Source organism: Desulforamulus aquiferis, assembly GCF_030577015.1.
Lineage (GTDB): Bacteria > Bacillota > Desulfotomaculia > Desulfotomaculales > Desulfotomaculaceae > Desulfotomaculum > Desulfotomaculum aquiferis.
Genome location: NZ_JARPTC010000030.1, coordinates 18,378 through 30,003, shown reverse-complemented (window position 1 = coordinate 30,003; position 11,626 = coordinate 18,378). Strand labels below are relative to the sequence as shown.

General features: G+C 45.3%; 11 protein-coding genes. All 11 read left to right on the top strand.

The annotated features are described in order from the left end of the window. A partial coding sequence (locus P6N53_RS17395) for an efflux RND transporter permease subunit (RefSeq protein ID WP_304545452.1) occupies nt 1–1,196 on the top strand: 1,196 nt, incomplete at its 5' end. A gap of 88 nt (nt 1,197–1,284) precedes the next feature. Next, a complete protein-coding gene (locus tag P6N53_RS17390; RefSeq protein ID WP_304545449.1) occupies nt 1,285–2,217 on the top strand; it encodes a vanadium-dependent haloperoxidase in 933 nt (310 codons plus the stop codon). Nucleotides 2,218–2,326: 109 nt separating this feature from the next. Further along, nucleotides 2,327–3,535 (top strand): NADP-dependent isocitrate dehydrogenase, encoded by a 1,209-nt coding sequence (locus P6N53_RS17385; protein WP_304545448.1) that lies wholly within the window; start codon nt 2,327–2,329, stop codon nt 3,533–3,535. 138 nt (nt 3,536–3,673) lie between these two features. Then, entirely contained in the window at nt 3,674–4,666 is a 993-nt protein-coding gene (gene msrB, locus P6N53_RS17380) for a peptide-methionine (R)-S-oxide reductase MsrB (protein ID WP_304545446.1), read from the top strand. Between the two features lie 91 nt (nt 4,667–4,757). Beyond that, nucleotides 4,758–5,417, top strand: coding sequence for a hypothetical protein (locus P6N53_RS17375; protein ID WP_304545444.1), 660 nt, complete (start codon nt 4,758–4,760; stop codon nt 5,415–5,417). 429 nt (nt 5,418–5,846) lie between these two features. Further along, nucleotides 5,847–6,179: a hypothetical protein gene (locus P6N53_RS17370; RefSeq protein WP_304545441.1), complete on the top strand. Its 333-nt coding sequence runs from the start codon at nt 5,847–5,849 to the stop codon at nt 6,177–6,179. Between the two features lie 54 nt (nt 6,180–6,233). Beyond that, entirely contained in the window at nt 6,234–7,349 is a 1,116-nt protein-coding gene (locus P6N53_RS17365; RefSeq protein WP_304545439.1) for an aminopeptidase, read from the top strand. A gap of 131 nt (nt 7,350–7,480) precedes the next feature. Next, nucleotides 7,481–8,200 (top strand): PilZ domain-containing protein, encoded by a 720-nt coding sequence (locus P6N53_RS17360; protein ID WP_304545437.1) that lies wholly within the window; start codon nt 7,481–7,483, stop codon nt 8,198–8,200. Nucleotides 8,201–8,341: 141 nt separating this feature from the next. Continuing rightward, nucleotides 8,342–9,655: a TrkH family potassium uptake protein gene (locus P6N53_RS17355; RefSeq protein ID WP_304545435.1), complete on the top strand. Its 1,314-nt coding sequence runs from the start codon at nt 8,342–8,344 to the stop codon at nt 9,653–9,655. Nucleotides 9,656–9,670: 15 nt separating this feature from the next. Continuing rightward, on the top strand, nt 9,671–10,339 hold the full coding sequence (locus P6N53_RS17350; protein ID WP_304545433.1) for a potassium channel family protein: 669 nt from the start codon (nt 9,671–9,673) through the stop codon (nt 10,337–10,339). Nucleotides 10,340–10,368: 29 nt separating this feature from the next. Beyond that, nucleotides 10,369–11,607, top strand: a complete 1,239-nt coding sequence (locus P6N53_RS17345) for a competence/damage-inducible protein A (RefSeq protein WP_304545432.1) — start codon at nt 10,369–10,371, stop codon at nt 11,605–11,607. The last annotated feature ends 19 nt before the right edge of the window (nt 11,608–11,626 follow it).

Below are 11,626 nucleotides of genomic sequence, written 5' to 3'. Positions count from 1 at the left end.
CGGAGATTGCCGGTGATATCCGTAAGCTGGGCAGTACCATCAAGGACGGTCGGGTATTTGTTTCCGAGTCTGACTCACGGGGTGGGGGCGGTGGCTCTGCGGTGCGTATTTTAGTAGCAGGCAACGACCCCGAGAAGCTCAATGAGCTCTCAGAGCAAGTGAGGGATACAATTTCCCGGGTGGCCGGTGTTACGGATGCCAGGACCGATTGGGCCTTGGGGCAGCCGGAAGTTCAGATAAATGTTGATCATAACAGAACGGCCCATTACGGAATTTCCGTAAAGGATGTGGCTGATACAGCCAGGGCAGCCATCAACGGGGAAAATGCGGGTATCTTCCGGGATGGAGATAAAGAAGTTGATATGGTTGTTCGGCTGGCCGGCTCCAATACCATGGATATATATAATCTGGAAAATTTACTGGTGGCCACCAATGGAAGCACCATAGCCCTGGGGCAGGTAGCCTCAATAGACTATGGCAGCGGACCAAAGAGTATTCGCAGGGAAGGCAAGCAAAGGGTAATTACAGTAACAGCCGGAGTAAAGGACCGTCCCCTGGGGGATGTAATGGGTGATATCAGAAGGGATTTGGCCAAGGTGGATATGCCCATGGGCTACTCCGTCAAATATACCGGGCAGGATCAGAGTATGAGGGAAAGCTTCTCCGAGCTTGGGGCTGCCCTGGTCCTTTCTGTGGTATTGGTATACATGGTTCTTGTAATGCTCTACGAATCCTTTATCACGCCCCTTATCCGAATGCTTTCATTACCCTTGGGAATTGTTGGGGCACTGACGGCCCTGGCCCTGACCAATAATAATCTAAATATATTTACCCTGATCGGGATCATAATGCTGGATGGCCTGGTGGCTAAAAACGGTACCCTGCTGATAGATTATACCCATACTTTAATGGAGAAGGGAAGAAACCTTAGGGAGGCTTTAATTGAGGCAGGCAATACGCGCTTGAAGCCAATCATCATGACAACCATAACCATGGTTGCAGGCATGATGCCCACAGCCTTGTCAATAACCGAAGGTGCTGAAAACCGCAGCGGCATGGCCTGGGTAATAATCGGGGGGTTAATCACCTCCACCATATTCACCCTGTTTGTAATCCCCGTGGTCTACACCCTCATTGATGACTGGAGAAACAGACGAAAAAGTAAAAAAGAGGTACTGCACACTCACCAGGCGTAAAAGCCTGGTGAGTTCTTTTATATAACAGTGTCAATAATTGTAAAATTGCATAAAATATGACAGGAAATTATTTTTGTGAGGGATGAGCATGAGAGTAGATATCTGTGAGGTAATAACAAATTATCTGGAATCCAAGCCATGTTACATTTCAAAATTCCCAGGAACAAATAAATTGAACCTACCAAGAAAATGGTCACAACTGTCCTACGCGGGAGAAGCTAGAGTACCCCGGGGAATAGATCCCACTGCCGGGTCATGGCCCTTATATTTTTTTGAGCGGGATGACCAGGGCAGCTTCCTGACCGTAGATGGTGAAATAGTCGATTTTGCCATCAAGCATCCCTCCAACATAGATTTTGAAGCAGAGCTGGCAGTAGTAAAAAAGACACTAAAGAGGCTGACTAAGGAACAGATGCAGATAGCCCTTTACTGGGGCGATGGTCCGCCCACCAAGCAGTGGACGCCGATAATTGATAGGCTTATTGACACCTATAATTTATCCCCAGTCAAAACAGCCAGGGTATTGGGGGCAGTGCAAGGGGCACTAAACGATGCCTTTGTAATAGCCTGGTATTATAAATATCTTTGGGATATTCCCCGGCCCAATCAACTGGACCAAACCTTAGCCACAGCCATTTGCACACCAAGGTTTCCCGCTTATCCGTCGGGGCATTCCGTAATGGCCGGAACGGTGGAGGTCATTTTAAGCTATTTCTTTTCACCGGAAAAAGAGCGCATAGTTGAGTTAGCCGAGGAGGATTCTATCTCTAGATTATATGGGGGAATTCACTTTCCCTCGGACCTCATTCAGGGACTGCGTTTAGGCCGGCAGATTGGCCAAATAGTTGTGGATATATTGGATAGGCAATATGATAGGGAACAAGTAAAGATTGATATACCAATAACAGAGAATTTACATGCAGAGCTGCTCCCCCCTCCCTATGAACAGCTGATACCATATCCCCCAAGGGCTAGAAACTGCCAATTACCCCTTTTGCCTGTACCTAAAAGCTTGACGTAAGTCAAGTTTTCTTTGTGTGTATTGTATATTTGCCCTGGAATTGTATCTTTGTCCCGGTTTTGTTCTATAATGTACTAATACAAGTAATTCATTAGGAAGGGGACTATCCATGTCGGGAAAAATTCAGATGAAAACGCCATTGGTGGAGATGGATGGCGACGAAATGACCAGAATCATTTGGCAGCAGATTAAAGATATCCTTTTGAATCCTTACATAGAACTAAAAACAGAATACTATGACCTGGGCCTGCAAAAAAGAGATGAAACCAATGATCAGATTACCGTGGATGCTGCCGAGGCCACAAAGAAGTATGGTGTAGCAGTAAAATGCGCCACCATCACACCCAACGCCCAGCGGGTTGAGGAATATAACTTGAAGCAAATGTGGAAAAGCCCCAACGGTACCATACGGGCCATTCTTGACGGAACTGTTTTTCGCTCGCCAATCATTGTTAAGAACATTAAACCCTTCGTCAAGACCTGGGACAAGCCCATCACCATTGCCAGACACGCCTACGGTGATGTCTATAGGGATGTGGAAATGAGAATAAAAGCCAAGGGTAAGGCTGAATTAATTTTCACGGCAGAAGATGGGGAGACCTATAAGGAAGTGATTCACCAATTTGCCGGGCCTGGTGTTCTGTTAGGCATGCATAACCTGGATAAATCCATCGAGAGCTTTGCCAGGGCTTGTTTTAATTATGCCCTGGATTCAAAGCAGGATTTATGGTTTGCCACCAAGGATACAATATCTAAAAAATATGACCATACCTTTAAAGATATATTCCAGGAGGTATTTGAGCAAGAATATCAGGAAAAATTTGCAGCCGCCGGCATAGAGTATTTCTATACCCTGATTGATGATGCCGTGGCCAGGATTATCCGCAGTTCTGGAGGTATGATTTGGGCTTGCAAGAACTACGATGGTGATGTTATGTCCGACATGGTGGCCACTGCCTTCGGCAGTCTGGCAATGATGACCTCGGTGTTAGTTTCACCAGAGGGTTTTTATGAATATGAAGCCGCCCATGGAACAGTAACCAGGCATTACTACCAGCACCTGAAGGGTCAGGAAACCTCCACAAACCCAGTGGCCACGGTGTTTGCCTGGACCGGCGCCCTGAGGAAAAGAGGGGAATTGGATCAGCTTCCAAAGCTTATGGAGTTTGCGGAGAGATTAGAAAAGGCTACCCTAACTGCCATAGAAGAAGGTATCATGACTAAGGATTTAGCTACCCTGGCAGAGGGGGAAAAACAAGTAGTAAATACCCGGCAATTTTTAGAAGAGATCAAGGTGCGACTGTCAAAAACCCTATAGATAATTCTTGCTAAGCCGTCGGAGTTATTTACGACGGCTTAGCTATTAATTAATGATTGCATTATACGGATGAAAATCTGGATATATCACAGGATTGGGCATCATAATACCATTAGAATTTAGGTGGAGGTGTGCATAATGTCTAATGCTAACAATAAGGAGAAAAACCGGCAGCTGGCTACCTTTGCCGGAGGCTGCTTTTGGTGTATGGTTAAGCCTTTGCAGGAATTGCCCGGTGTAATTCAGGTATTATCCGGCTATACCGGGGGAACCAAGGAAAATCCTACCTATGAAGAGGTGTGCTCCGATACTACGGGACACTATGAGGCAGTCCAGATAATTTTCGACCCTTCCCTATTGGCCTATGATAAATTGCTTGAAACCTTTTGGCGGCAAATAGATCCCACTGACCCGGGGGGACAGTTCTTTGACCGGGGCTTATCCTACCGAACAGCCATCTTCTATCATAATGAAGACCAGCGGGCTAAGGCAGAGAAAAGCAAAAGGGACTTAAACCAAAGCGGGCGGTTTGAAAAACCTGTGGTAACAGAAATACTACCGGCAGGGACCTTTTATCCCGCCGAGGATTACCACCAGGACTATTACCAAAAGAACCCCCGGCACTATCAAAGCTACCGGCAGGGTTCCGGGCGGGAGCGCTTTATAAAGCAACACTGGGGTAATGAGGCTAAAAAAAAGGACCCCCTCAGTAGACTTACCCCGATGCAGTACGATGTGACACAAAATAACGCCACTGAACCGCCCTTTAAAAATGAATATTGGGATAATAAAAGAGAGGGTATTTATGTAGATATTGTATCCGGGGAACCCCTTTTTACCTCCTATGATAAATTTGATTCAGGCTGTGGCTGGCCTAGTTTTACCAAACCCATAAATCAGGACAACATTATTGAAAAAGAAGATTTAAGCTATAATATGCTGCGCACCGAGGTTCGCAGCAAGGGGGCTGACTCGCACCTAGGGCACGTTTTTGATGACGGACCTAATCCCACAGGACTGCGCTATTGTATCAACTCGGCAGCAATAAGGTTTATTCCCAAGGAAGAATTGGAAAAGGAAGGCTATGCCGGCTACCTTCATCTTTTCTCTGGAGTACTGGCTAAAAAATAGTTATAATATGGTATTTTGTCATGCTCGGTTACCATTAATCCCCCCGCAGAATACAATGAGTTGAAGAAGAAATTTGCGGGGAGGAAAGAATATGGCTGCTTGCCCATACTTAACAGGTAATACCTGTGAATTGACTAATACTCCTTTTGAAGATGAGGCATTAATTCAAAAAATATGCAGCACTTCAGATTATGCTGAAACGTGTCCCCATCTTACCAGAAAGGTATATGCGGCCAAAACATACACCTTTATAAGCCCATCTAAAAGCTGTCCCTATTGTGTCGGACATCACTGCGAGATCAGGAATGTGAACATCTACCAGGACAATAAGAAGTATTATAATGATGTATGCTGCACCTCTAAATACTCCAATAGATGCTCCTATTATGAATATAGGGTAAAACCCATCAAACCAAATAAGTACTTTCATGCCTCATGCTGCTGTCCCTATTTAAAAGAGGATGTATGTGAAGTCAGACGGATAAATATGAGGCATAAGAACAAACTCTTTTACGATAATGCCTGCTCCAAAGCTGACTATATTAAAAGATGCCCCCACTTTATGGAAAGAACCTGTAAAATCAAGATCAAAAAGGATACCTTCACATTTAAGAATTGTCCGGTACATGAGAAGGACAGATGCAAGAAGAGGGATTTTTGCGTAAAGGACAAATGCAAGGATTTCTACCACGACACCTGCTCCAGCACCAAATATGGCAGGTGCTGTCCTCACTACATGGAGACACGGTAGGCAGAGAGTGTGAGGGATTATTAAAACCCGAATATTAGGTAGTTTCTCGACAATCTGGAGCTTGGTGAAAACCAAGCTTCAGACTGTTGAAAAAGATACAACTGGGTTTTAATAATCCTGAGCAGCGACATTCGAAGCAGTGGAAACAGCGCTTCGCGAAGCTGAGGATGCGAAAATGGGTGCCCGGACATGGACGTCCGGGCAAGCCTGAGGTAAACACGATGTTTACTCGAAGGCGGCCCATTTTCGCCCGAAGCAAGGGATTAGCGCTGTCCACTGCGGAGAGAGGAGTCGTGAGGGATTATTAAAACCCGAATATAGGTAGTTTCTCGACACACTGCAGCTTGGTGAAAACCAAGCTTTTTACTTTGCTCTGGATAACGGATCATTCTATAATTAAATCAATAACTAAAGTGAGTAGGTGAACCCATGACAAAAAATAAAATTAAAAAAAACCTAAGTGATGAAGAAATGTTTGCGGGCTGGAAAGAAGAAAACACCTTTGAAAACAATCCGGGGGAGGACATTTTTAGTAAAAGCTCGCCTGCTAGAGCTGCCAAAAACCAGGTCAAGAAGGAAGAGGACAGCTTCCTTACCCAGGAACTTCATGCTCAGGTCAACAAGGCCCTGTTGGAACAAAAAATTCAGCTTTACCGGGAAGGTGTTGTGGATTACCAAATTAAAGTTTACCGGGAGGGTAAGCAGGTAATTCTTGAAGCGATTCCTAAGGGTGTTGGCAAAAAGGAGAAAAGAATTAAATAAAATAACGGTGAATACATTTAGAAAGCGTTAGTTGGTGAAGTGGGAGGAATTTTGATGTTGGATCCAAGAATTGAAACCCTAGCAAAAAACCTGGTCAATTACTCCTGTGAGGTAAAGCCAGGGGAAAAGGTTCTAATAGAAAACCCGGGATTAGAGATTGAACTAGTTAAGCAATTGGTCAAAGAAGTTTATAAGGCCGGGGGGCTGCCCTTTGTCTCCATTAAAAGCTCCCCAGTAGAAAGACAATTGCTCCTAGGGGCCACAGAGGAACAGATAAGGCTCAGGGCCAAATATGAAGCCTGCCGAATGGAAGAAATGGATGCCTATATTGGGGTTAGAGCCGGAGATAACGCTTCGGAGCTAGCGGATGTTCCGCCGGATAAAATGGAGCTTTACTACAAATACCTATGGAATGAGGTTCACAGCAAAATTAGGGTGGCTAAAACAAAATGGGTGGTCCTCCGGTATCCATCCCCCTCAATGGCACAAATGGCAAATATGAGTACAGAGGCCTTTGAAAACTACTACTTTAATGTCTGCAACCTGGATTATGAGGCCATGTCCCAGGCCATGGAGCCAATGGTGGAGCTAATGACTAAAACGAACAGGGTTAAGATTACCGGTGTAGGCACCGAACTAACCTTTTCCATCAATGGATTGCCGGCCATTAAATGCTGCGGGAAAAGAAACATCCCGGACGGGGAGGTATATACTGCGCCGGTTAGAGATTCGGTAAATGGGTTTATTACCTATAACACCCCTGCCGTATATCAAGGCTTTACCTATGAAAATATTCGGCTTGAATTTAAGGACGGTAAAATAATTAGAGCCACCGCCAATGATTCCGATAGAATTAACAGGGTATTGGATACCGATGAAGGTGCCAGATATATTGGAGAGTTCGCCCTGGGGGTTAATCCCCAGATCAACAGCCCCATGAAGGACACCCTGTTTGATGAAAAAATAGCAGGCTCACTGCATTTTACACCGGGCAGTGCCTATGATCAGTGCTTTAATGGCAATAAGTCAGCCATACACTGGGATTTGGTGTTTATCCAGACACCGGCATATGGTGGCGGGGAAATTTATTTCGATGATGTGTTAATTCGCAAGGACGGAAAGTTCGTATTACCGGGTTTAGATGGCTTGAATCCAGAAAATCTTATATAAAAATTACACTAATAGAATAGTTCAATCACAATCCGTCAAAATTGTCGAAAAAAATTATCTAAACATAGAGGAAAAAAGTGCCTAGTGAAGGAATATTCTATCTACCGTAATGTTAACTTGGGGGTTTATGTATGGATAAAATCAATGGTTTTGAATTAATCACCTCCCAAAGGGAAATATTTATAACTGCAGAAAATCAATCAACCTTTTGTGCCCTGGTGACAGAGGTAGAAGAAAATTTATTTTGGACTAATTTGCCCAGGGAAGAAGGACAGGTGATGGTTTTAGAGGAAAACCAGCCGGTAACACTGGGCATATCTCTATTTAGAGGATATTACAGTGCCGAATCAAAGGTAATAGCCTTGGGAGATAAACCTAAGGGCTTTTATGGTTTTGCTATGCCGGACTATTTCTCGATATCCCACGAAAGGGAATTCATTAGGGCAGAATATGCTTCCAGAATAGACTTTGAGTGTGGAGATCGAAAAGTACAAACAAGCTTGGTGAACTTTTCAGCAAATGGGGTTATGGTTTACCTTGTTCCACAGCTGGAAGAAATTATCAAGGGTAACCAGTGGCACCCCTTATATGTGAAAAACAATTTGTTGGCAGAAAAAGCTGCAGTGAAGCTAACCTGGCAAAAAACCAAGAACAATGTTAAACTGGCGGGTTTTGAGTTTATTAACTTGCCTAATGAAACTAAGGAAGAATTGAATAAATTAGCTGTTAAATATACCAAAGAAAGTTTGAAAGAAAATTACCTAATGTTAGAAAAGGACTTAGAAAGAAAAACCACTGGTAAGACCAGCTCATCCTTATATACCTCCCTGTCAAACCGAAACAGAAAATAAATTTACTGGAAGAATGGTCATGTAATTAAAAATTGCATGATTTTCTTTTTTGCACAAGGTTTTCTAATTCATTGTTTTTTTGTTACAATACTAAAGGTATATGTTATAAAGCTAGATAGATAGGCAGGAACCGCTTTCATTATGTTTAAGAAACTCAAGCCGGGACAAATATTAGTTGCCAGCTATGCAACTGTAAACTTAATTGGAACTTTACTGCTCCTGCTTCCCTGGGCTTCGGCGGAGCCGGGAAGCACCGGGATTATGGAGGCCTGGTTTACAGCCACCTCAGCCCTGACAGTAACCGGGTTAACGGTGGTTACCACCAGCACCCACTGGTCACTCTTTGGTAAAACTGTGATACTGGTTCTGATGCAAATCGGAGGACTAGGGCTGATGGTTTTAACCACAGCAGTATTTGTTTTGCTGGGATTAAAGATCCAATTAGGCCAAAGGGTGCTGGTGGCCCAGGACAGAAACCACTTTAGCTTCGCGGGGATACTAAAGCTGGTCCGCAGCATTGTACTCCTTACCCTTATGATTGAGGGCATAGGTGCCCTGCTTATGGCTTTGCTTATGCCAAACATTTTAGAGCAGGGACTCCTGGAGGGCGGTCTATTTGTTGTTTTTCACGCGGTCAGTGCCTTTAACGGGGCAGGTTTTGACTTAACTGGCGAGAGCCTTAACCCATACCGGGAGAACCTGGGCTTAATCATGGTGTTTATGGTCATGATCCTTATCGGAAGCCTGGGTTATGTGGTGCTGCAGGAATTGATTATCCAACGCAGATGGAGGAGGATGAGCCTTCACAGCCGATTAGTTCTGTGGGTTACCGGACTGATTACTCTGTTTGGCAGTGCCTTCTACTACCTTTCAGAATACCATCACTCCCTGGCGACCCTGCCCATGGGGCAAAAACTGGTGGAGAGCCTTTTTCAGGCAGTTACCAGAACAGCCGGCTTTACCACCGTTCCAGTTTTAGGTTGGAGTGAGCCCTTTATCTTTTTAATGATTATGATGATGTTTGTGGGCGCAAGTCCCGGGTCTGTTGGCGGGGGCATTAAGACCACAACCCTGGGTACCATTGTATTAGCAGTGGTTGCCATAGCCCAGGGTAAAAAAAATGTAATTATTTTTGAGCGGGAGCTGGCTTCAGAAAGCGTTTCTAAGGCCTTTACCGTTACGGTTATCGCCCTGCTGCTGGCCACAACCTGCACCCTGCTCTTGATGGTGGTAGAGGGACTACCCCTTATACCTGTACTGTTTGAAGTTATTTCCGCCATGGCCACTGTGGGCTTATCCATGGGAATTACGGGAGAATTATCAGCCTTTGGGCAGGCGGTTATAATAGTGCTGATGTTTGTAGGGCGAATTGGCGTTCTTTCCCTGGTGCTTCTACTGGCAGCAAAGGAGTACAGGCGGATCCAGTATATGAAAGAGGAAATATTAATCGGCTAAGAAGGGGAAAAGGCAATGAAAAAATCTATTCTAATTGTCGGTGTTGGCCGTTTTGGGCGGGGTGTTATAGAGGGACTCTATGAGAGGGGCCATGACATTTTTGCCATAGATAAGTACGAGGAACATCTGGACGAAGTAAGGGACCTGATCGTATCAGGAGCCATTCTGGATGTGGGGGAAAATGACGACGACCTTATTCGCATAGTGGGTGAGAAGAACTTTGATGAGGCAGTGGTGGCCATGGGGGAGGATTTTGAAGGAACACTTATTGCCACCCATATTCTCAAAGAAGCCGGCATTCCCGTATCCGTCAAGGCTGCCAGCGAAAGAAAAGGACTGGTGCTAACTAAAATGGGTGCCGACAGAATAGTCTTCCCCGAACGGGATATGGGACACAGGCTGGCCCAGTTTCTTTCCAGTGATGGAGTTATTGACTTACTGGAGCTACCCCAGGGATTTATTATTGAACAGATGCAGGTTGGGGCAAGGTTTGCCGGCAGGACTGTTGCCGAAATCAATACCACCAATAGATTTGGTGTTTGGCTATTATTGATTTATAAAAATGACGAGGCAGTTCAACCACTGGCCAGCACGGTCTTGGATAAAGGTGACATAATAGTTGTATTTGGCAAGAGGGCAAATGTGCTGGTATTTGAAGAAGCAAATTCTGTAAGAAGGAAATAAATTAACACCCACCTGGGTTAGGAGGAATTATGAAGGCCGAAATATTATCCGTGGGGACAGAGCTGCTGCTAGGGGATATTGTAAATACAAATGCCCAGTTCTTGTCCAGAAGGTTGGCGGAAATGGGGATTCTGGTGTACCATCAGGCGGTGGTGGGAGACAATTCGCAAAGAATTATCGAAGCCTTTCACCAGGCCTTTCAACGAAGTGATATAGTAATTACCACCGGGGGGCTAGGACCTACCAAAGACGACTTGACCCGGGAGACCACAGCAGAGTTCCTGGGGCTAAATATGAAACTTGATAATGCCTCCTACCTTAGAATAAAGGCTCTTTACGACAAGCTAAGCAGGCCCTTGACCGAGGCCCATATCAAGCAGGTTTATTTTCCCGAGGGAGCAGTAATCTTCCAAAACAGTGTCGGTACTGCCCCGGGCAGTGCGGCTGAGAAGGAAGGGAAAATAATTATCAACCTGCCTGGTCCCCCTGGGGAGATGACCACAATGTTTGAAAGGGAAGTGCTACCATACCTGACTAAGTTTCAAAAAGGGGTGCTGGTTTCTAAGGTCCTTAGGATCAGCGGCATGGGCGAAGCCTCTATGGCCGGTGCCATAGAAGATATTATCAATAGCCAAAGCAACCCAACGGTAGCCCCCTATGCCAAGGAAAATGATGTAATCGTGCGGATAACAGCCAGGGCCGGAAATAAATCCGAAGCGGAAGAATTAATCGCCCCCTTGGAGGACGAGATACGTTCAAGATTAAAAGAAAATATATATGGTCAGGGGAATACCAGTTTAGAAGAGGAAACGGTCAAGCTGCTGCTGCAGCGTAGCCTAACCCTATCCGTTGCCGAATCCTGCACAGGGGGTCTTATCGCAGCAAGACTGATCAATTACCCAGGGGTTTCCAGGGTATTGCTGGAGGCCTCGGTTACCTACAGTAATAAGGCAAAGAAAAACCGCCTTGGGGTGAGGGAAGAGACCCTTAGCAAATACGGTGCCGTTAGTGAGGAGACGGCTAGGGAAATGGCCGCGGGTGTAGCAAAAACCTCCGGCTCAGATATTGGCCTGGCGGTTACAGGCATAGCCGGACCCGAAGGAGACACCTCAGGGAAACCAGTAGGACTCGTCTATCTAGCCCTTTATATCCTTGGAAAGATTAAGGTCCAACAGCTTACCCTAACTGGAGCAAGGAACCAGATCCGAAACCGCACTGCCATCACAGCAATAGACTGGCTCAGAAGGGAAATCCTTGTACTAGACTAATGCTGTGCTACAGGCAAGC

Bases quoted from the DNA above. Each gene is read 5' to 3' on its own strand.
- P6N53_RS17355 (WP_304545435.1), top strand. From the start codon at position 8,342: ATGTTTAAGAAACTCAAGCCGGGACAAATATTAGTTGCCAGCTATGCA.
- P6N53_RS17390 (WP_304545449.1), top strand. From the start codon at position 1,285: ATGAGAGTAGATATCTGTGAGGTAATAACAAATTATCTGGAATCCAAG.
- P6N53_RS17370 (WP_304545441.1), top strand. From the start codon at position 5,847: ATGACAAAAAATAAAATTAAAAAAAACCTAAGTGATGAAGAAATGTTT.
- P6N53_RS17365 (WP_304545439.1), top strand. From the start codon at position 6,234: ATGTTGGATCCAAGAATTGAAACCCTAGCAAAAAACCTGGTCAATTAC.
- msrB (WP_304545446.1), top strand. From the start codon at position 3,674: ATGTCTAATGCTAACAATAAGGAGAAAAACCGGCAGCTGGCTACCTTT.
- P6N53_RS17350 (WP_304545433.1), top strand. From the start codon at position 9,671: ATGAAAAAATCTATTCTAATTGTCGGTGTTGGCCGTTTTGGGCGGGGT.
- P6N53_RS17385 (WP_304545448.1), top strand. From the start codon at position 2,327: ATGTCGGGAAAAATTCAGATGAAAACGCCATTGGTGGAGATGGATGGC.
- P6N53_RS17360 (WP_304545437.1), top strand. From the start codon at position 7,481: ATGGATAAAATCAATGGTTTTGAATTAATCACCTCCCAAAGGGAAATA.
- P6N53_RS17375 (WP_304545444.1), top strand. From the start codon at position 4,758: ATGGCTGCTTGCCCATACTTAACAGGTAATACCTGTGAATTGACTAAT.
- P6N53_RS17345 (WP_304545432.1), top strand. From the start codon at position 10,369: ATGAAGGCCGAAATATTATCCGTGGGGACAGAGCTGCTGCTAGGGGAT.